Origin of the sequence: Tissierella creatinophila DSM 6911, from assembly GCF_001940565.1 — a bacterium.
Lineage (GTDB): Bacteria > Bacillota > Clostridia > Tissierellales > Tissierellaceae > Tissierella_A > Tissierella_A creatinophila.
In genome coordinates this window covers 1-20010 of record NZ_LTDM01000018.1, presented here as the reverse complement: position 1 = coordinate 20010, position 20010 = coordinate 1, and the positions used below count along the sequence as shown (strand labels likewise).

Annotated in this window: 23 protein-coding genes and 1 riboswitch; of the genes, 6 read left to right on the top strand and 17 right to left on the bottom strand. The window is 29.7% G+C overall.

Features of this window, described 5'->3' with window-relative positions:
* Positions 1–43: 43 nt before the first annotated feature.
* The 3 genes from TICRE_RS06250 to TICRE_RS06240 form a co-directional block, all read right to left on the bottom strand.
* Positions 44–514 carry a YbaK/EbsC family protein gene (locus TICRE_RS06250; protein WP_075726221.1) on the bottom strand — a complete coding sequence of 157 codons (471 nt, stop codon included), beginning with the start codon at positions 512–514 and terminating at the stop codon, positions 44–46.
* The gene (gene mgtA, locus TICRE_RS06245; RefSeq protein WP_075726219.1) at positions 483–3047 is read right to left on the bottom strand and encodes a magnesium-translocating P-type ATPase; all 2565 of its coding nucleotides are present in this window, start codon (positions 3045–3047) and stop codon (positions 483–485) included. Before mgtA ends, TICRE_RS06250 begins: the two co-directional genes overlap by 32 nt.
* Positions 3048–3212: 165 nt before the next feature.
* The gene (locus TICRE_RS06240) at positions 3213–3887 is read right to left on the bottom strand and encodes a TIGR00266 family protein (RefSeq protein WP_075726217.1); all 675 of its coding nucleotides are present in this window, start codon (positions 3885–3887) and stop codon (positions 3213–3215) included.
* Between the two features lie 152 nt (positions 3888–4039).
* Here TICRE_RS06240 and TICRE_RS06235 point away from each other — a divergent pair, with 152 nt between their 5' ends.
* Genes TICRE_RS06235 through TICRE_RS06220 form a run of 4 tightly spaced genes read left to right on the top strand, consistent with a single transcriptional unit; the run spans position 4040 to position 8007 of the window.
* The gene (locus TICRE_RS06235; protein WP_075726215.1) at positions 4040–5290 is read left to right on the top strand and encodes an ABC transporter substrate-binding protein; all 1251 of its coding nucleotides are present in this window, start codon (positions 4040–4042) and stop codon (positions 5288–5290) included.
* Between the two features lie 28 nt (positions 5291–5318).
* Positions 5319–6191: an ABC transporter permease gene (locus tag TICRE_RS06230; protein ID WP_075726213.1), complete on the top strand. Its 873-nt coding sequence runs from the start codon at positions 5319–5321 to the stop codon at positions 6189–6191.
* Positions 6178–6990 (top strand): ABC transporter permease, encoded by an 813-nt coding sequence (locus tag TICRE_RS06225; RefSeq protein ID WP_075726211.1) that lies wholly within the window; start codon positions 6178–6180, stop codon positions 6988–6990. The genes TICRE_RS06230 and TICRE_RS06225 overlap by 14 nt, the downstream gene beginning before the upstream one ends.
* A complete protein-coding gene (locus tag TICRE_RS06220) occupies positions 6991–8007 on the top strand; it encodes an ABC transporter ATP-binding protein (RefSeq protein WP_075726209.1) in 1017 nt (338 codons plus the stop codon).
* Between the two features lie 91 nt (positions 8008–8098).
* On the opposite strand, the gene TICRE_RS06215 is transcribed toward TICRE_RS06220, so the two are convergent.
* From TICRE_RS06215 to TICRE_RS06160, 12 genes are all read right to left on the bottom strand, one after another.
* The gene (locus TICRE_RS06215) at positions 8099–8788 is read right to left on the bottom strand and encodes a TIGR04283 family arsenosugar biosynthesis glycosyltransferase (RefSeq protein ID WP_233120156.1); all 690 of its coding nucleotides are present in this window, start codon (positions 8786–8788) and stop codon (positions 8099–8101) included.
* Positions 8778–9785, bottom strand: coding sequence for a phosphotransferase family protein (locus tag TICRE_RS06210; protein ID WP_233120155.1), 1008 nt, complete (start codon positions 9783–9785; stop codon positions 8778–8780). Before TICRE_RS06210 ends, TICRE_RS06215 begins: the two co-directional genes overlap by 11 nt.
* Positions 9769–10443, bottom strand: coding sequence for a TIGR04282 family arsenosugar biosynthesis glycosyltransferase (locus tag TICRE_RS06205; protein WP_075726205.1), 675 nt, complete (start codon positions 10441–10443; stop codon positions 9769–9771). Before TICRE_RS06205 ends, TICRE_RS06210 begins: the two co-directional genes overlap by 17 nt.
* Complete coding sequence (locus TICRE_RS06200) at positions 10433–11137, bottom strand: TVP38/TMEM64 family protein (RefSeq protein ID WP_075726203.1); 705 nt, start codon at positions 11135–11137, stop codon at positions 10433–10435. Before TICRE_RS06200 ends, TICRE_RS06205 begins: the two co-directional genes overlap by 11 nt.
* The gene (locus TICRE_RS06195) at positions 11134–11838 is read right to left on the bottom strand and encodes a TVP38/TMEM64 family protein (protein WP_075726201.1); all 705 of its coding nucleotides are present in this window, start codon (positions 11836–11838) and stop codon (positions 11134–11136) included. Before TICRE_RS06195 ends, TICRE_RS06200 begins: the two co-directional genes overlap by 4 nt.
* A 92-nt stretch (positions 11839–11930) precedes the next feature.
* Positions 11931–12428, bottom strand: a complete 498-nt coding sequence (locus TICRE_RS06190) for a rhodanese-like domain-containing protein (RefSeq protein WP_075726199.1) — start codon at positions 12426–12428, stop codon at positions 11931–11933.
* A gap of 104 nt (positions 12429–12532) precedes the next feature.
* A complete protein-coding gene (locus tag TICRE_RS06185; protein WP_075726197.1) occupies positions 12533–12769 on the bottom strand; it encodes a hypothetical protein in 237 nt (78 codons plus the stop codon).
* A 24-nt stretch (positions 12770–12793) separates the two neighbouring features.
* The gene (locus TICRE_RS06180) at positions 12794–13264 is read right to left on the bottom strand and encodes a glycine/sarcosine/betaine reductase selenoprotein B family protein (RefSeq protein ID WP_198927505.1); all 471 of its coding nucleotides are present in this window, start codon (positions 13262–13264) and stop codon (positions 12794–12796) included.
* Positions 13265–13276: 12 nt separating this feature from the next.
* A complete protein-coding gene (locus TICRE_RS06175; protein WP_075726195.1) occupies positions 13277–14230 on the bottom strand; it encodes a membrane lipoprotein lipid attachment site-containing protein in 954 nt (317 codons plus the stop codon).
* A gap of 10 nt (positions 14231–14240) precedes the next feature.
* Entirely contained in the window at positions 14241–15326 is a 1086-nt protein-coding gene (locus tag TICRE_RS06170) for a hypothetical protein (RefSeq protein ID WP_075726193.1), read from the bottom strand.
* Positions 15319–16212: an ABC transporter ATP-binding protein gene (locus TICRE_RS06165; protein ID WP_075726191.1), complete on the bottom strand. Its 894-nt coding sequence runs from the start codon at positions 16210–16212 to the stop codon at positions 15319–15321. Before TICRE_RS06165 ends, TICRE_RS06170 begins: the two co-directional genes overlap by 8 nt.
* Positions 16209–16598: a GntR family transcriptional regulator gene (locus tag TICRE_RS06160; protein ID WP_075726189.1), complete on the bottom strand. Its 390-nt coding sequence runs from the start codon at positions 16596–16598 to the stop codon at positions 16209–16211. The genes TICRE_RS06165 and TICRE_RS06160 overlap by 4 nt, the downstream gene beginning before the upstream one ends.
* Positions 16599–16749: 151 nt before the next feature.
* A riboswitch (TPP riboswitch) is annotated at positions 16750–16861 on the top strand.
* Between the two features lie 70 nt (positions 16862–16931).
* Here TICRE_RS06160 and TICRE_RS06155 point away from each other — a divergent pair.
* Together TICRE_RS06155 and tenA are read left to right on the top strand one after the other, a co-directional pair.
* Positions 16932–17528, top strand: coding sequence for an energy-coupled thiamine transporter ThiT (locus tag TICRE_RS06155; RefSeq protein WP_084191875.1), 597 nt, complete (start codon positions 16932–16934; stop codon positions 17526–17528).
* 11 nt (positions 17529–17539) lie between these two features.
* Positions 17540–18202, top strand: a complete 663-nt coding sequence (tenA, locus tag TICRE_RS06150) for a thiaminase II (protein WP_075726187.1) — start codon at positions 17540–17542, stop codon at positions 18200–18202.
* A gap of 73 nt (positions 18203–18275) precedes the next feature.
* Here tenA and TICRE_RS06145 read toward each other — a convergent pair whose 3' ends face one another.
* The gene (locus TICRE_RS06145) at positions 18276–19214 is read right to left on the bottom strand and encodes a linear amide C-N hydrolase (protein ID WP_075726185.1); all 939 of its coding nucleotides are present in this window, start codon (positions 19212–19214) and stop codon (positions 18276–18278) included.
* 187 nt (positions 19215–19401) lie between these two features.
* Positions 19402–19653 carry a hypothetical protein gene (locus tag TICRE_RS06140; protein ID WP_075726183.1) on the bottom strand — a complete coding sequence of 84 codons (252 nt, stop codon included), beginning with the start codon at positions 19651–19653 and terminating at the stop codon, positions 19402–19404.
* Between the last annotated feature and the right edge of the window lie 357 nt (positions 19654–20010).

The following is a 20010-nucleotide window of genomic DNA, read 5'->3' as shown; positions in this document are numbered from 1 at the left end:
ATTGTAGCAACCACACGTTAAAATCGGTAAAATGAGCTCTTTTCTATTCCCATCCTTTACATACATCAATCCACGAAGTATAATTAGAATACATTTCAAGTTCTTCAATTGTAAGTTCAATTGCACTATTACTACTTCCACATGCAGGATATACACTATCAAATCTTTTAAGTGATTCATCAAGATAAACATCTACCCCTTCATTAATTCCAAAAGGGCATACTCCCCCAATCTCATATCCTATTAATTCTAAGACCTCATCAGGCTTGAGCATCTTCGCCTTTGTACTAAATTGTGCTTTATATTTTGGATTGTCAATTTTTGCATCTCCTGCAACTACTATTAAAACAGCCTTTTTTTCTACCATAAATGATAATGACTTCGCTATCCTCTTAGGTTCACATCCTATTGCCTCTGCAGCTAAAGCTACAGTTGCACTTGAAACATCAAATTCTAGTATTCTATCTTCCATATTCCATCTTTTAAAGTATTCTTTTGTTTTTTCTATTGACATTATTATCCCTCCATTTAGATTTATAAAAATAATGTTTTGCAGTTTCTGTAGTTATTATATACATTACAATAATTCCAAATAGGGCAATAAGTATCAATGGTCTTATAGGCTCAATGTCTAGAATTTTATTTATTGGTCTCACATATGGGAGTATCAAAGTAATAGCTCCTACTATAGCTACAGAATATATCAAAATTGGTGCAGGTTTACTTTTATAAAATGGCTTCTGTGTTCGCATTATTAAAAGTATCAATAGTTCTGTTAAAATCGAGAAAACAAACCAGCTACTTTGAAATATACCATGTTGTGCTTTAAAACCTACAAATAAGATTGTAAATGTTAGATAGTCAAATACAGAACTAATTAAACCAAATGTAATCATAAATCTTTTAATAAAACCAATATCCCACCTGCGAGGTTTTTCCAATATCTCAGAGTCCACAGAATCTCTAGCAATATTTATCGCTGGAAAATCTGTTAAAAAGTTGATCATCAGAATTTGCTTAGGTAATAAAGGCAAAAATGGTAAAAATAACGATGCTCCCGCCATACTAAACATATTACCAAAATTCGCACTTGTGGTGACAAGTATATATTTAAGGGTATTAGAAAAAGTTGTGCGTCCAAGTTGAATTCCGTTATTAAGAACCTTTAAGCTGTTTTCCATCAATACAAAGTCTGCTGATTCTTTTGCAACATCAACGGCATTGTCAACTGAAATGCTAACATCTGAGGCATATAATGCAGGTACATCATTGATACCATCACCCATATAACCTACCACATGACCCCTCTTTTTTAATGTCATTATTATACGTTCTTTCTGATTAGGGTCTACCTCTGCAAATAGATTAGTAGTTTCAATCTTATTTAACAATGCCTCATCACTAAGTTTCATAAGTTCTGACCCTGTAAGTATACCACTTACTTTAAGTCCGACAGATTGGGCAGTATGAGTAGCAACAAGTCTATTGTCTCCAGTAATGATTCTCAAGCTAACACCTTTATTTTCAAGTTCAACTATGGTTTTGGAAACATCTGCTTTGGGATGGTCAAATAAAAGTAAAAAACCCATAAATACCATATCTTTTTCATCTTCTACCACATATTTTTCCTTTAACGTGATAATCTTCTCTGCAATCCCAAGAACTCTAATACCTTGATTACTCCAATCTGCATAGCTTTTTTGTATTTTAGCTAATGTGGTATCATCTATGGACTTTTGAGTTTCTCTAGTTTGAACGCTATTACATATATCTAGAACACTACTAAATGCACCCTTTACAATCATCTTAGTTTTATTATCATCTTGAACGATTACACTAAGCCTTTTACGAGTAAAATCGAAGGCAATCTCTCCTTGTTTTTTTACATTACTAATATCTATATCTTTTGCATCTATAATAGTCTGATCAAGTGAATTAGTCATACCAATCTGTAGTTTTGCATTTATATAAGCTAATCTAAAAACATCATCAGAAGACTGTCCTTCAAAATCCATAGCACCATCTAATCGAATGGTACCTTCAGTCAAAGTACCAGTTTTATCAGTACACAATACATCCATACTCCCAAAGTTTTCAATAGCATTCAATCTTCGAACTATAACTCCAGCTTTAGCCATACTACGAGATCCCATTGAAAGAGTAATACTTATTATAGCAGGTAATAATTGTGGTGTTATTCCAACTGCAAGAGCGACCGAAAAAAGAAGCGAATCAATAGGAGGTCTTTTGAAAATTACATTTATTGCAAAAACAGTCAAAGTGAGAATGAGCATGATTTTAGTCAATAAATATCCAAAGTGACGTACACCACTTTCAAAATCAGTTTCAGGTGGTCTTAATGTAAGTTTTTTAGCAATTTCTCCAAACTCAGTATCTGACCCAGTTTCAATTACCATAACTGTTGCACTTCCACTGTGGACATTGGTCCCCATAAAAACGCAATTTATACGTTCTTCCATACTTGCATCTTTGGCAACTATACCTGATTCTTTTTCAGATGGAAGTGACTCTCCTGTTAAAACAGACTGATTTACAAAAAAGTCAAGACTTTCTAAAATAAGTCCATCTGCTGGAATTAGACTTCCTGCCGAAAGTTTTATGATATCACCAGGAACAACTTTTATTGAAGGTATCTCTATGAGCTTTCCATCACGTAAAACTATAGTTTTAGCCTGTACCTTCGCTCTAAGTTTTTCTATTGCGTTACTTGCACTGTATTCCTGAAAAAAACTCAATATGGCACTGCCCAAAACTATTGCTAAAATAATTAATGCATCAATCCATTCCCCTGTGGCTGCGGAAATTAAAGTTGCGATAATCAAAATGATTATAATTGGGTTTTTAAATTGGCTTAAAAATAATATCAAACCAGATGTTTTTTTCTTATCCTTAATTGAGTTCTCGCCATACTTTTGTAACCGCAATTTAGCATCTTCTGATGAGAGTCCATCTGTAGTCAGATTAAGTTCTTCTAATACTTTATCAGAAGACATACTCCAATATTTAATACTTTTTTTATCTTCCATAAAGAGTCCCCTTTTACTTTATATTTTTTAATTATTATACCCATTTGTTAGTTTTTCAATTAAACAAAAGACCCTTAGAAATTAAATCCGATTTTTAAGGGTCTTTCTCTTAATTTAAATAATAGGCATATCCTCATTACTATTATAATGGTTTTTTATATCATCCTATCCTTGAGATGGAATAAAAGGTATTATCTTTGTAGCTAAATTTGATATTGGCATTGACTGAAGAATTATCTTGCCTGGACCTGTTAACTTTACAAGGAATAATCCTTCTCCACCAAACAAGACGTTTTTCATACCCTTTATAGTTTTTATTTCATAAGATACAGATTCCTCAAATAAAAATACATGACCTTGATCTACTAATAAACTCTCTCCATGATTTAATTGATATTCAGTTAAAGATCCATCAGCCTCTAAGAATAATTCTCCATGTCCTGATATCTTTTGGAGTATAAAACCTTCTCCACCTAATAGACCAGATGCAAATCTTTTGGTAAATATACTCTCTAATTTTACTGTCTTTTCTGATGCAAGATAAGCAGATTTTTGAGCAATTAAAGCTTGCCCTTGCATTTTAATATTCATTATAGTTCCTGGGAGTGATGAAGCAAATGTTATTTCTTGATCACTTCTTGTTGCAGTATAATAGCTTAAAAACAAACTCTCACCAGCAAACATTCTAGAAATCCCCTTCATCACGCCTCCACCAGTTGTTAGTTCTACCTCAATATCTTCAGTCATCCATGACATGGCTCCTGCTGTTGTCTTAATTGTTTCACCACTATTTAGTTTGCATCTAAGTATTGGATAATCCCCTTCTATTGAAAATTTCATTATTCTCTTCCCTCCTATTATAATTAATATATATATTATAATATATATATTGCTAATTATCTATTTAAGATAACTATTATACACGATTATTTATCATAAATATGTTATAATATTTATTGAATTAAAGTATTAAAATTAAGGGGAGAAACCAAGTGAACAAAAGAATAATAACACTATTTTTAACAACTTTTATAGTCTTAATATTGATTGTAGGCTGTAGTAATAAGGATAGGGAAATGGACGCAAATGCTTCAAGTGAAGCATTTAATGCAAATAGAGATTTTAAAGAGATACTTAAAGAAGCTAAGGGCGAAACTGTTAGTTTTTATGGCTGGGGTGGAGATGAAGATAGAAATAAATGGTTAAATAAAACTGTAGCACCTATCTTAAAGAAAGAGTATGATATTACTTTAGATGTTGTGGGAATGGATATTGATGATATATTAGCTAAGTTATCAGGAGAAAAACAGGCCGGATTAAAAAAAGGTTCAATAGATATGATATGGATAAATGGAGAAAACTTTTATTCTGCTAAAGAAAATGATCTCTTATTTGGTCCATTTTTAGAACAACTACCTAATTTTGAAAAGTACATAGATAATGAGGATGAGGAAGTTAATAGTGACTTTGGCTTTTCAATAGATGGATATGAAGCTCCCTATAGTAAAGCACAGCTTGTATTTATAAATGATAGCTCAGTTACTAAAGAAACTCCAAAGAATGCTAAAGAACTTATGAAGTATTGTAAAGAAAATAAAGGAAAGGTAACTTATGCTGCACCACCTGATTTTACTGGAAGTGCTTTTATAAGAACACTTATATACGATATAGTTGGCCATGAACAGTTTTTAGATATGAAAGCAGATAAGAAAATAGTTAAAGAGAAAATAGAACCTGCTTTAGAGTACTTAAGAGAGTTAAATAAATATCTATGGAATGAGGGAAAGACCTTCCCTGCAACTTCAGGTGAAGTTAAAAATATGTTTGGAGATGGTGAATTAGTGATGACTATGAGCTATAGTCCTTATTCAGTAGCTACAGAAATTGAAAAAGGAGTATATAAAGATACTGTAAGAACATTTTTATTTGATAAAGGTACAGTTGGAAACACTAACTATATAGCTATAGCTAAAAATTCATCTAATAAAGCTGCTGCAATAGTGGCTATCAATGAAATAATTTCTGCTAAAGTTCAAACAACTCAGTTTGAGGAGTTAAAAGAACTAGCTGTAGTTTCTTATGATAAATTAAATGATGAAGAAAAGAAAAGATTCGATAGCATTAAAATAGGACAAGGAGTTTTACCTCAAGATGAGCTTTTGAGTAAGCGTCTACCAGAGATGCCAGCTAATATTGTTCCAATAATTGAAGAGATTTGGATTGAGGAAGTAGTTGGTAAATAATATTTTAAAAATTGTTAGGAGATAGATTATGAATAAAAAAACACCCTATATACTTATAATTCCCATAGTACTCCTGGGTGTTCTTTTTATATTTGGAGTAGTAAATGGAATAGTTCAAAGTCTTGGATATATACCAGCTTTTGGTCTTAAAAGTATAACTTTAGATTACTATATCTCTATACTTAAAAATCCCATATTTTTGGATTCACTAAAGCTAAGTTTACAGATATCTATAGTCTCTTCCATTTTAGCTATAATACTTGGAACAATACTTACAGCTGCTCTAGTATATACTAATCATACTGAGGGAAGAGTTATACAGGTAATTAAACTTGCCATACTAGTGCCATATACAATAGTAGCTTTGTTTTTAATAAGCATATTGTCTCAAAATGGTCTTATGGCAAGAGCTTTTTATAAACTGGGATGGATAAGCTCTCAAGGAGAGTTTCCGCTACTATTATATTCTAAAAACAACTTTGGAATTATATTAGGATATGTTTGGAAGGAAGTGCCATTTGTTGCATACTTTAGCTTGTCTTTAATGAATAGCGTCAATAAGACACTAGGCGAAGCTTCAGAAAACCTAGGAGCATCAAAGTTAAAATCTTTCTTTTATATAACCCTACCTTTAAGTATGCCCGCCATTAGAAAGGCTTTTTTAATTATTTTAACATTTTCTTTTGGAGCTTACGATCTACCTTTCTTGATAGGTGCAACCCTTCCAAAGGCTTTACCAGTACAAGCTCATATTCAATACATTCATCCAGATCTAAGACACAGACCCTATGCAATGGCTCTAAATGGTTTAATCTTACTTATAACCTGGATTATGGCTTTCGTATATTATCTTGTTACTAAAAAGAAAAGGATTAAAGGTGAAATAAATGAAAAGTATTAATTCGCATAGCCTATTAAAGTTTTTATTATATATTACTCTATTTATTATACTGGTGCCTGTTTTAATTCTTATTCTTTGGACTTTTGCAAGTAGATGGCCTTGGCCAAAACTTCTACCTGAAGTCTATTCTTTTAGGAGTATTAAAGAAGTTCTCTCTCCCCATGCCAATGCATTTTCAACATTATTTTCAAGTATATTTCTCTCACTAACTGTGGCAGTTTTATCAGCAATAGTTGGCACTATGACTGCTAGAGCTTTAGTACTTTATGATTTTGTGGGAAAAAGAGTAATAGATCTTTTAAGTATAGCACCAATACTAGTGCCTGGAACAGTGTTTGCTATGGGTATTCATATTGTCTTTATAAAGATGTCACTATCTGATACGCTTCTTGGTGTTATAATAGTGCATCTGATATATACTCTACCTTATTCAATAAATATAATGAAGGATTTGACAGATTCCATTGGAAAAGAAATGGAATTACAAGCTTATGTATTAGGTGCCTCACCTTTAAAGTCATTTAGATTTATTACGCTTCCCCTCCTTATCCCAGGATTAATGTCGAGCATTAGTATGGCTTATATAATTTCCTTTAGTCAGTATTTTATCACACTACTAATAGGCGGAGGAAATGTTAAGACTTTTAGTGTCCTTATGGTACCCTTTATTGCAAAGGGAGATCGCACTCTAAGTTCAGCTTATGGACTAATATTTATAGTTTCTACTCTTTTAATCTTTGTACTAATAGATAGAGTTTTTAAAGGATTATCGTTTAAAACTAGAAAGGAAGAGATATAATTGGAATTAGAATTAAAAAATATATCTGTGACACTATCTAAAAAGGATATATTAAAGTCAATAAATTTAAAGGTCAATGATGGAGAATTTATATCTTTACTTGGTGCTTCAGGATGTGGTAAAAGCACTTTGTTAAAGACAATAGCTGGAATAATCTATCAAAATGAAGGCTCTATAATTTTAAATGGAAAAGTAGCAAATAAAATACCTACTCATAAAAGAAAGACTGTTATAGTTTTTCAAGACTTTAGATTATTTCCAAATATGACAGTATTAGAAAATATAAGTTTTCCCCTAAAGATGATGGGAGTTAATAGGGTTAAACGTAAAGAAAAAGCACTAGAACTACTTAAAAAAGTTAAATTAGAAGGTTATGAAGGTAGAGGGATTGAAAAGATATCTGGTGGGCAAATGCAAAGAGTTGCTCTAGCAAGAGCCCTAGCAGCCAATCCTTCAGTGCTCCTATTAGATGAGCCCTTCTCAAGTCTTGATATCAATTTAAGAAAAGAGATGAGAGAATTGGTGTTAGATTTACAAAGGGAGTATAAAATAACTACAATATTAGTTACCCATGATCAAGAAGAAGCTCTTACTATGTCAGAGAGAATTGCTTTTATGAATAACGGAAATATAATACAATATAGTACTCCAGAAGTAATATTTAAAAATCCAGTAAACACTATAGTTGCAGATTATTTTTCAAAAGGAATCTATATTGATGGCGAAATAATGGATAATAAATTTACTAGTACTTTGTTTAACTTTGATATAGATAAATATCATGGAAAGTATAAGTGCCTTATAAGACCTTTAGCAGTAGAAGTAAGTAAGTCTAGTAATGGCGAATTTAAAGTTATAGAAAAAGTATATCAGGGAGATAATTATTTAATTAAACTCGTTAATGATAAGGGCTTAAAGTTAGAAAGCATCCTGTCAGACTCAATAGAGATAGACAAAGGTGATAGAGTTGATGTGAAACTAAATAAAGAAAGACTTATTTTCATCCCTAGAGAATAAGTCTTTCTTTATTTTACCCTTTTTTAAGTCTATATCTCATCCTCTACTGAAAAGGTATTATCGCAATCTATTATTATCTATATAAGTAATATTACTTATATAGATTTGCAATCTTTTCAATATCTTCTCCCTTTCTATACATGTGCTGCAATCTTTGCATCTTTATCATGGTCTTAAATCTACCATTTTTTACAAAACGCCTTTCTGAAGTTATTATTTTTGAATTTACTAGGGCTATCTTTTCTCCATCTCTTTTTATATCTATTGAAAGCTGATAATCTTCCATAATGGGTATGCCTTTAAACTCTCCTAATCTATAAAAGTAATCTTTTTTTATAAATATTCCTTGATCTCCAAATCCTATGTTTCTTAGTTTAACTCTTAAATTTGACATAAATGAACATATCTTCATAAGAATCGTTCTACTATCAAACTCTATTTTAAAGCAACCAATCTTATATCCCTTAGAGATTACAATTTCAATTTGACTAAGAGCATCACCCGGTAAGATACTATCTGCATGAAGGAAAAGAAGGATATCTCCTTTTGATTTAGAAGCTCCATAGTTCATCTGATTGGAACGACCCTTTTTAGGAGAGTATAGAAGTTTATACTTTCTTTTAATCTTTATATCAGTTCCATCACTACTTTCACCATCAACAAATATGATTTCGCATAAGGATTTAAATTGTTCTAGATTGTCTATTAGCTTATCTATCGTGTGAACCTCGTTATATACTGGAATAATAATTGAAATATTTTTATCCATTTTAGTACTCATTTAAATACTCTTTTTCTATTCTCTTTAAAAAGTCTTTAGAAAGATAAGCTTTAATTTTTTTGTATGTATAATCGTTTACTATAATCTTATCTGGATCTTGATACTCTACATAAGCCATAGAACACCAGGTTATTCCCCTTAGACAATTTATAGATAGATAGCTCTTTACACTACTGTAAAGTGCTTCTTTATCCTTGTATTGATTAGAATGTTTACAATACTCTTCTATAAAAAGATCAATCTCTTCTTTAGATAAAATAGTATCAGTTTTCCAAAATGTGGTTGTAGGGGCTAGAAAGTGTCCTAAGTCTTGAGCAGGATAAGCATACAATGGCTTTTCCCAGTCTATTATGTAGTTATTATGATTTTTACCATTTATAAGAAAGTTTCCAGAGTTTAATTCTGTATTTATTATAGTTCTTCTTCCTATATCCTTAGTCTTTATACTCTTGCCCTTTTTTAGTAAACACTCTATAGAGTCTTTAATTTCTACCTTTGCACATGTTGACTCGCTATAGACTTTAAACATCTCTAAGCACTCACTATAGATTGACTCTATTGGGTTTTCTGGTTTTAATAAGTGATTATATTTTGGTACGGGTTCATTGTGAATATCCGCTAAAATTTCTGCCGCTATTTTTAAGTCTTCTTTATAATCTAAATGTCGCCCTGGAAGGTATTCCATAACTAAAAAGTCATATGGTATTAGATTTTTACTACTATCACAGTAAATAGCTTTTGGAGTTCTATCCGTATTTCTTAGTAGATTTAAGCTTTTATACTCATAACTGATTTGATCATCTAAATTCATCTGACTATCTACTGCAATTCTTAAAACTAAGTCTTTATTAAAAGTTTTTGAATTAAATAGATAATTGATATTATATTCTCCTTGACCTAATAATCTAAACTCTTCATTAGAATCTATCCCAATTTTTTTTAAAAAATTTTTATCTTTTTTTATATTGTCTAGGTTTATATTATTTATCTTTATCACCATTTTCCATTATTTCATCTACTAATTTTCTAGTAAATTTGCATGAATTTCTCTTTTCTTCGTTTAATATATTATGAAGTCTTAAAAAGTCATCCTTATCATCTATATCCAATTGAAGATTTCCCACTCCATATGTTCTTCCTATGCTTTTTATCTTTTCTATTGTTTCAATAAATACAGAGCTTGTACTATATTTTATATCGAATATATCTTTGTTTTCTCTCTTCATTCCAATTAAATAATATCCACCATCATGGGTTGGTGAAATTACTATTTCTTTTTTATCCAGTATTTTAAAAGCTACTTTTATATCATTTTTGCTTAATAGAGGAATATCACTACCTATAAGAACAACCTTATTATATCTTTCTAAAGCAAAAGATATAGCATTATGCATCTTTTCGCCTAAGTTTTTTCCTTCTTGCTTTAAAAAATATACCTCTCTATCTATGATATCCTTTAAGACTTCTAAATCACCATGGTCTGAATAGTTTACAATTATATCTATTTTCATATCCTTAATGTTTCCATATATATCTTTTATAAATGCTGTTTGAAGTTTTACGCATAGGTCTTTATTTAAAAAAGATTCTAATCTAGTTTTAGTTTTACCCAATGTAGGTATTCTTGTAAAAAAAATAATTACTTTATCTTTCATATTGCTCCCTTATTATTAACATTTTATATCTTCTATATAAATATACTCCACAAACAATTGTAAGAGATAGTATTATCGATGCTATTAAAAACATATTATTTCTATCTGTTCCGTTTATTACCCCTTCTGTTCCTAGGCTAAAAATAATTATTCCTGGAATCATAAATAAAAAAGTCCCTAGAGTATACTTTATAACGGAAATATTTGTTATCCCATAGGCAAAGTTTTGAAGATTAAATGGAAATATAGGTAGTAGTCTAGTTATCATAAGGATTAGCATTTCCCTTTGGGAATCAGTTTGAAAGATTATATTATATAATTTTTCATTTTTCTTAACTAACTCTTTTATAGAATCCTTTAATAAATATCTACTAAGCAAAAATGAAAATATCGCTCCCAAAGTTGTACCTAGTAAACAATAAAAGCTACCTAACCAGGGGCCAAATAAACCACCTGCTATTATAGCAAATGTAATTCCAGGCAATGCTAAAACTGAAGAACCTATTATAGTAAAGATTAAATATAGGAGTATTGAAACAATATAATTATTATCTATCATAGTCTTAATTTCTTTTAAACTATTGATATCGGTTAAGTAGGATCTTAATTCAAACTTTCTACTTAAAAAAAGCCCTAATAGCAATATTGATATAAAATATAAACTCTTTCTATGTTCTATTATTTTTCTTTTCATCTGTTTTCTTTAGCTTCTTTCGAATAAAATATGTTTTTTATCAGTACAAAAAATATCGACAATGCAAATAACATAAGAAGACCAGTTACTAGAAGTTGTACGCCTCCTGTTAACATACCGCCCACATAAGAATAGATAACAGTTGCAGGCAATTGACCTAGACCTGTTGCTATTACAAAAGGTAGAAAAGTCATAGAGGTAAGCCCTGCCCCATAGCTTACAATGTCAAAAGATATAAACGGAAGTAGTCTTGCTATTAAGATAGAGTGTTTGCCATGTTTCTCAAAGAATTTATCAACACTTTCAAGTCCTACTTTGCTTGTTAATTTCTCTACCATATCTCTACCTAAAATACGAGATATATAGAAACAAAGAATAGCTCCAAGCATTGCACTTGACCAAGAAAGTATAGCCCCTTGCCACCATCCAAATAGATTTGCATTTGCAAAAGTAATAATAAACGCAGGTAGTGGAGCCATTATTGATTGAAAAATCATCAGAGCTGCTGATACAAGCATTGCATATGTTCCATATTCATCTATAAAATCTTTAACTATCTTAAAATCTCCTGTGGCAAACATTGAAAATATATTATTTATTGTTTCATTTACACGAGTATTAAAAAAATATAATAAGATTGATGTTAAAATTATACCAATAAGAATTATTTTTGATTTATATTTTGATATCTTTTCTCTCATAATCCACCTCATCTTAGAAATGTATTTTTATTTATTAAATGGCTATTCATTTAAATATTTAAATGAATAGCCATAACAATTAATTGTACTATCTATTTTAAGAGTGCTTTATACTCTTCTCCACCCTTTTCCCATGCTTCCATACCGCCTTCTAAAGTATAGATTTGATCGGCTGATATTCCTAAGTCTATCATTAAATCTGTTGCTTTTTGTGCATAAGATTTACCTGAATAACAAACTAATGCATATTTGTCATCTGGATTTCCAGTTTCACTTCCTGTTGCCTCTTTAAGTGCTACTTTTAAATTTTCTTTACCCTTTTCATCGTCTCCGCCCTTGTTAGCAGCATCTTGATCTGCTGTATATGCACCATCTATATGACTTGTGTCATAGTCTTTTACTTTTCTTGCATCTAAAATAACATACTCATCTGATTTTGATTCTATATTTTCTTTTAAATCCTCTCTACTAATATACTTCATTGTATTTGTTTCCCCACCTGCTGGCTTGTCCGTTTCTTTTCCACAACCAACTAATACAAGTGTTAAAACAAATAAAATAGACATTAACTTTAACGCTTTATTTTTCATTATTATACCTCCATAAAATATTTTTTTATTCACTTACAATCGTACATTAAAGTACGAAAGAAGTCAATACTTTTTTAAATAACTCGTTCTATTATAAATTAACTTTATTTCCACCTATAATTTAACTTAACTAATTCTTCCGGTGTTCCAGTTATAGAAAAGTTTAATAAATCTTTTACAATGCTCATTTGTAAATTGGTTTCAAATGCTTTCCCAAATGTTCTTCCAAGAGGAAATCTTATATGCATCATTCTAGGAGGTCTAACTTTTTTAGCTACCTTTGGAAGATGCATAATAGAAGCTGTTCTTATACCACGAGATTCTATTTCTCTTTGAATCAATCCTACAGATTGATGACATATATATCAGCCGGGGGAAAGCAGTGCTATATCTACATTGTCTTCTACTAAGAAATCTGCGATTTTAGGGGCAGATTCTTCTATTAATACCTCTATTTGGGGGACATATCCCATAAGGGTAAAATTACGAGGTGCAAGCTCTTTAATAAATCCTTCATCTTTTAAAATTCTTAAGATTTCTAATGGAAACACGCAGTTAATATCTTTTAGAGCTTCTTTTTTATCATAATGGTCATGGGTTATTGTTAAGTCCTTAAAATCAACATCAAAAGGAACAATTCTAAAGGTATGGTCTCCACTAGTATTAAATGGCTTGTCACTTTTAAGATGCACCCCTGCAGTAGTAATAAATGCTACCTTTGAATCCTCTAAAGACTTCTTTATCTCTGCTATAAGAGGGGGTGAAGATATTGTCTGAACCATAAACTCTGCAACTTTACCAATTATTTTTTGTTTTAAATTTATATTATCTGTCACAATTCTCCCTCCTTAACTCTTTTCAATTGAAAAATATACCAATTTTCTCCCTTCACCTGAGTAGTTATTTCCTTTAGTAGTGTTTATTAATACTTTGTAATTATCTAAAGATATATTTTTATTCTTAGTTTTTGTTTGAAGTATCTCTTTATAATCATTTAATAACAAATCTTTCTCTTTTTCCTTTAATTCCAAAGTATCAAGTAGATTTGCAAACACATCTATATCATCTTGTTCTAACTTCAATCCATCTTTGCCTTGCATAAGAATATTTACCTTTTCAATATCCTTATCTTTTAAATACATATTGTATCTTATACTAAAATAACCATACTCATATATTGGGTGAAAATTATTGAGGTTTACAAAATCTATCATATTTAGTTTTTCACCCATTATTATATTGTTTAAAAAATATTTATCTTTTGATACCTTATTAAGTAAATCACTATAATACTTATCTTTTAAACTCGCAAAGTTAAACTTAACAGATATAAAATTTTCTTTATTTTCTCCTCTATCTTCAGCATATACTGCTACCATTCCTATTTTTCTTAAAGCAATTTTATTATCTTCTATTTCTTTATCTTTTACCTCTTCAATATAATCCTTTAATCCCTTGGCTACGCTTTTATCCAATATTCCAACTACATCATTAAAATACTCCTTATTGTTAATACTTTCATTATCAAAATTAATAGTAAGATCATGATTAGCATATATATCTATATATAAAAGATTGGATTCATTTTCATCATTACTATCTTTATATTTTTCTCTCAAATTATTTATCTCAAAGATAACCTCTTTTAAATCATCATCTATATACATAGCCTTATTATTACTATCAAGTATATAGTCTACCTTTTCTGGTACAATTATATCTTTATATTCTGAACTTGTATAACTAGAGGAGCATCCTGTAAGTATAAGCGAAAGTCCTAAAACATATAACAATTTTCTCATAAAATCCCTCCTATATATTTCCCACTTTAGTTATCTTTTGACTTATCCAATATCCTATAAATCCACCCAATAATATTAATATCGAATATATTATAGTAGGAATTTGTATCATAATTATATCGTGTAGTATAGTAGAAACTAATAATCCACTACAAATAGTAACTCCAAAAATAAATATTTTTCTAATACTTTTAAATACTATTATCTTATTTTCATTTTCAACTTTTGAACTTTTATTAAATTTATAAGCTATTATTATATTTATTAAAATTAAAAGTAAAGCTATTGTATATTTAATCCCTAAGCTTGATATAATGCTAATTTGCGTTGAATTTGTTTCATAAGGTAATACATTGTAGTCACGGTCCAAAACATAGCTCCAAGGTAATAGCCATCTACCAAAGTTTAGTAAACTCACTACTAAAGGACTGTTATATATACCAATAAAAGAAAGTCTATCAAGTGTATACATAGATGAAGTAACAATAAATATCGGTGCTAGCCATACGAGTATTCCTGTAACTATTCCTCCTACTACATTGCTAAATGAATATTGAACCATAAATAAAAATGTGTAAAAGCTAAGAACTACTAAATATATAAGCCCAAGTTCCTTTAATAAACTAATAGCACTATCAGCTTTTATAAATGCTTTTGAGGAATAACTTATACTATGAATATCTTTTATCCAAAACATATTATTAGCTCTTACAATTATCAATCCTATTGCTAGAACTATAAAGGCTAAACTTAGATTAATTAATCCAGTGGATAATTTAATCTTAAAAAATTCTTCTTTTTTAACTGGTAAAGATTTTAGAAATCTTCCTGTTTCTTGACTTTTTTCTGATCTAAACTGCATAAATATCTGTATTATAGAAAGAGCTGTAAATATCACTAAAGTCATCTCATTTATATCTCTTAAAACGCTTTGAATTAAAGCTTCATTTAAATATATTCCATTAGAAAATATGTTTATATATCTGCTATCTAAAGTCGTGCTAAACATTATAGTTAAAAATAAACTAGCTAAAATAGACAGCAATATCATCCATTTCATAGATCTAATTTCATGTTTTAATATGGATTTATTCATCTATTTCACCCCTATCTATATTTTTGTTAGTATATATAAATATCTCCTCTAAAGTAAGCCCTATATTTTCAATTAGCTCAGCTCCTAGATTTTTTAAATCAGTTGTTAACTCTTCTCCATAGTTATCAGTAATTAAATAATATACACTGCCTACTTTTTCAATATTTATAATACCATCTATTTTGTTAATTCTATCCTTTACATCCTCTTTAAATATCACCTGTAACTTCTTAACATTTTCCTTGATTTCATCAATATTAGATCCAAATTTAACTCTTCCCCTATTAAGTATAGTAACTTCATCACAGATCTTTTCTAATTCTCCTATATGATGAGAACTTATCACTATAGTTACATCTCTATCATAAACTTGATCTATAAGTATGTCTAATAGTTCTTTTTTAACAATCGCATCAAGACCTGATGTTGGCTCATCTAAAATCAATACTTCTGGTCTATTAGAAAGATTTAACATAAGAGATAGTCTCATTTGCATTCCCTTAGATAGTTGTCTTATCTTTTTATTTATATCTAGTTTAAATATCTTGTTATATTCTTTAAAATCCTCCTTAGAGAATCCATCATAAATCCCAGCATAAAAGTCTATCATTTCACTTACTTTATAATCTTTAAAGTATTGATTTCTATCTGCCACATATCCTATCTTATTTTTTATCTTATTGTTTTCGTAAACACTTTCGCCATCTATTAAAATTTTCCCTTCTTCAACATCGTAGACTCCTGCCATCATTTGTAAAAGTGTAGTCTTTCCTGCTCCATTTTCTCCTATGATTCCATGGATAGCTCCTTTTTTTATCTTTATATCTATATTATCTAAGACTCTAAAGTCTCCAAAAACTTTGCTTACCCCTATTACCTCTATCATTTTATACCTCCTTTTTCTATATCACAATATATCCTCTCTATTTCTTTAATTATCTTTTCTCTATCAAATCCTAAATGTCCTAGCTCTATGCAAATATCTCTAAGAGTTTCTAGTGCTTTTGCTATTCGATCCTTGTCTACTGGAAAATCAGTTTCAGAACTGATAAAGGTTCCACGTCCTCTAACTGTATGAATGATTTTCTGTCTTTCTAACTCTTGATATGCTTTGCTAACTGTATTGGGATTAACTACTAGCATACTAGCCATCTGCCTTACAGATGGCAGTTTATCTTCTGGTCTTAATATCTTTTTTAAGGATAATTCCTTTATATTATCTATGATCTGTTCATATATAGGTTTATCACTTGTAGTATTTATATTAAACATAGATTTCCTCCTTTTAATATATTTAGTGTGTATATTGTACTAAGTGTATTATACGAAATGGTACACCGTTTGTCAAGATAGAAATTGAAATATCTTTTACTTATAAATTTAAATGACTTGACACTATATGGATATATGCTACAATAGATATAATTAAATATTGGGGAGCTTGTGCAATCAGGCTGAGAAAAAATCTAAAGCGATTAAAACCCTTGTACCTGATCTGGATAATGCCAGCGTAGGGATAAACTCTAAATTTGAATTTATAAATTTTAAGCTTGTTCCTATTCTCAGGAGCAAGCTTTTTTTCGTATTATACGAGGAGGTAATAGTATGAAGATCGAAATTATTTTGGCAATAGTTTTAACTCTAGCATTATTTACTATAAGCATTATTAAATTAAAGGATTTTAAATTTACTTCAAAATCCCTTACTAGGATTGCAATCATGGCTGCTATAACTATTTTGCTATATATGATAAAGCTAGTTCCATTTCCCCAAGGTGGAGGGTTTAGTTTGTTATCCGTTCTTCCTATAATGATCCTTTCGATTGTATTTGGAATACCAGAAGGCCTTTTATGTGCCATAATTGTTGCATCGCTACAAGCAATTCTTAAGCCCCCCTTATTTCCATTACAATTACCTTTAGATTATTTTGGAGTAATGATGACAATAGCATTTACACCGATTTTTGGAACTAATAAAAAAACATCCATAATCTTAGGTGCAACATTAGCAGGATTATTGTCGACATGGTTTAGTGTTTTATCAGGAGTGATTTTCTTTAGTCAATTTGCACCTGAAGGAATGAATGTATGGAAATATTCTATAGGATACAATTTCTTCGGATATGGAGTAGAAGTTTTATTAAGTATTATTGTATTAAATGTTTTACCGATGAAAAATTTAAAACAAATATTGCAAAGATGAGGTGACTATTTATGAAGTTCTCTGAAAAAATTTTAAAAGATTCAAGAGTTAAAAAGTATTATGATGATTATATAGCTCATCCCTTTATAAAAGGCTTAGGAAGTGGAGAGCTAGATAGAAAAAGGTTTAAAAACTATCTTATACAGGACTCCCTTTATCTTAAAGAATATGGAAAAGTATATGCACATGTGTTTTTACTTACAAATGATATCGCCAATCTTCAGTTTTTACACACCTGTATGGGAGTTGTAGTAGCAGATGAAACAAATATGCATACCCAGTATCTTAAAGATTATGATTTAGATGTATACAAGGTAGACCATATGGAAGTAAAACCTGAAAACAGAAAATATCTAGATTATATGTTAAGTTTTACAAAAACAGGAGATGTAAAAGAGATATTTATCTCAGCTCTTGCTTGTACTTTAACATATGAGTATATAGGTAAAACTTTACAGGAAAATTTTAATCATAATCTCCAAGATAATTACTATGCTCCTTGGATCAATGCATATGCGGGAGAAGATTTTGAAGATTTTAGTATAAAATCTTTTGAATTTGTTGATAGCATCTGTAAAGACATAGATGAAAAAGAAGAAGAAAAACTAATACAAATCTTTCTTAAAGCATGTGAATATGAGATGGGTTTTTGGGATATGAGTTATAAAATTTAGTATGTATATACAACTCTTAGATAGAAGCCTATAAAATAATAAAGGTAAGACTATATGGTCTTACCTTTATTGTTTATATTAATTTTTCTGAAGTAAAGCTATTATTTAAGAAAAATGATTGTCTTTTATCCTCTTCTTCTATATCTTCAAAGGTTAAATTATATACCGTTGGATTCGTATGAGACCTTACATTTAATATCTTATCCCTTGTGTCATAAGAACAGATATATCTAGTATAAGTAGTTTCATTATACTTTCTATTTTTCACAAACCCCTCTGGCATAGTAACCGCTCCCATTATATTATAAAAATGAGAAAGTGCCTCATTAAGACTGTTGGACTCTACATTCATTTTAGTTAGATAAAAAGCTTTAATAAATCTAGAAAATGGATCATATCCTCCTGGTAAATCTTTAGAAGAATTAAATCCATCAAGATTATCTAAATCTAGGAGTTTGTTTAGTCTTTTAACATGAGACTTAAAGCATGGAGAATTGGTCATTACATTATATGGATTTTCATAGTATACTAATTTTCTTTTTTTAGGTTCTATAATAATACACCTTTTAGTAGAATCTGCAAACATAAAATGAAAATCTGGTGATATTACATTTTCTCCACTACTATCTTTAGTAGAAATATGGATATTTGGTAAGTCTTCAATCAACTCTTCTACAGATTTATATTTTGCCAGTGCATAAGTAAAATAATTTAAACTAGAAATATTTGTCTTTTCTGGGTTTACCTTGTTATCATAGAGATTAAAGCCTGAAAAAGTATTAGTAATTCCCACCAAACCATGTTCATTTACTCCATCTTTTAGTGGATTCCTATTTTCAAAACATACTCCTAATGTCTTATACTTTGTATACAACGGCTCACCCATTAAATCATTACAAAAATTATAGTTTCTTGGTAAATAAAGTACATTATAATTTACAGGGACCTCAAAATCCATTGTCCTTCCCATCACACAGCCATCTTTATAATTTATTTTTATACCAGTACACATTTTATCCCTCCACTTAAATTATAGAATTGATAATATTGTTCATATAATCAACCAATCCCTCCCAAGAAAAAGATTTTATTTTATATTCCATCTCTTTATGACATTCTTTCTTTTCTCTTACTTTTTCAATTTGAGCTAATATAGCTTTCTTTAAGTTTTCTTTAAATAAAGGAAGATCCTCTTTAACTTATGAATAGATTGTGCTTTCATAAGGCATAACATCACTCATTCCAACTATAGGAAATGGTAACTCTTCGCTTTTAAAATTTATAGTATATTGATCTTTATTCTCTAAAACATTCCATTGATATTTATCTTGAGTTCCAAAGATAGCTTTTTGTTCATGCTTATATTTTTTAAAACCTTCTATCATATTTGAAAAGTACACTCCTGAGCCTGTCCTTGATGGTAATTGTGCTAAAACATGTAATATTTTCATATTTTCCCCTCTATCTTTTTAAATGTTTTATTTTCAAAATATAATTACTATCTTATTATATCATGATTTGTATATAATTCTATTCATAAGAATAGCCCTATCTATGTTTGGTTGATTGCTTCATACTTCCACCATGCCATAGGGGCTATTATTTTTTATAGATCTGATGCTGTAAAAAGCATTTTACCCTCTACCTATACTGGATTTGACTTTGTTAATATTAAAGTCAATTTTTCTTTATAATACTTATATCCTTCAGATTTTCTATCCCTCGGCCTATCTAGTTCTATTTTCATATCTTCCATTATTTTACCCTTATTAGTTGACATGACTATGACTCTATCACTTAGATAAACT

Bases quoted from the DNA above. Each gene is read 5' to 3' on its own strand.
- TICRE_RS06240 (WP_075726217.1), bottom strand. From the start codon at position 3,887: ATGAAATTTTCAATAGAAGGGGATTATCCAATACTTAGATGCAAACTA.
- TICRE_RS06145 (WP_075726185.1), bottom strand. From the start codon at position 19,214: ATGTGTACTGGTATAAAAATAAATTATAAAGATGGCTGTGTGATGGGA.
- TICRE_RS06170 (WP_075726193.1), bottom strand. From the start codon at position 15,326: ATGAATAAATCCATATTAAAACATGAAATTAGATCTATGAAATGGATG.
- TICRE_RS06190 (WP_075726199.1), bottom strand. From the start codon at position 12,428: ATGAAAAATAAAGCGTTAAAGTTAATGTCTATTTTATTTGTTTTAACA.
- TICRE_RS06195 (WP_075726201.1), bottom strand. From the start codon at position 11,838: ATGAGAGAAAAGATATCAAAATATAAATCAAAAATAATTCTTATTGGT.
- TICRE_RS06205 (WP_075726205.1), bottom strand. From the start codon at position 10,443: ATGAAAGATAAAGTAATTATTTTTTTTACAAGAATACCTACATTGGGT.
- mgtA (WP_075726219.1), bottom strand. From the start codon at position 3,047: ATGGAAGATAAAAAAAGTATTAAATATTGGAGTATGTCTTCTGATAAA.
- TICRE_RS06160 (WP_075726189.1), bottom strand. From the start codon at position 16,598: ATGTTTAATATAAATACTACAAGTGATAAACCTATATATGAACAGATC.
- TICRE_RS06165 (WP_075726191.1), bottom strand. From the start codon at position 16,212: ATGATAGAGGTAATAGGGGTAAGCAAAGTTTTTGGAGACTTTAGAGTC.
- tenA (WP_075726187.1), top strand. From the start codon at position 17,540: ATGAAGTTCTCTGAAAAAATTTTAAAAGATTCAAGAGTTAAAAAGTAT.
- TICRE_RS06225 (WP_075726211.1), top strand. From the start codon at position 6,178: ATGAAAAGTATTAATTCGCATAGCCTATTAAAGTTTTTATTATATATT.
- TICRE_RS06215 (WP_233120156.1), bottom strand. From the start codon at position 8,788: ATGAGTACTAAAATGGATAAAAATATTTCAATTATTATTCCAGTATAT.
- TICRE_RS06230 (WP_075726213.1), top strand. From the start codon at position 5,319: ATGAATAAAAAAACACCCTATATACTTATAATTCCCATAGTACTCCTG.
- TICRE_RS06140 (WP_075726183.1), bottom strand. From the start codon at position 19,653: ATGAAAATATTACATGTTTTAGCACAATTACCATCAAGGACAGGCTCA.
- TICRE_RS06250 (WP_075726221.1), bottom strand. From the start codon at position 514: ATGTCAATAGAAAAAACAAAAGAATACTTTAAAAGATGGAATATGGAA.
- TICRE_RS06175 (WP_075726195.1), bottom strand. From the start codon at position 14,230: ATGAGAAAATTGTTATATGTTTTAGGACTTTCGCTTATACTTACAGGA.
- TICRE_RS06200 (WP_075726203.1), bottom strand. From the start codon at position 11,137: ATGAAAAGAAAAATAATAGAACATAGAAAGAGTTTATATTTTATATCA.
- TICRE_RS06155 (WP_084191875.1), top strand. From the start codon at position 16,932: ATGAAGATCGAAATTATTTTGGCAATAGTTTTAACTCTAGCATTATTT.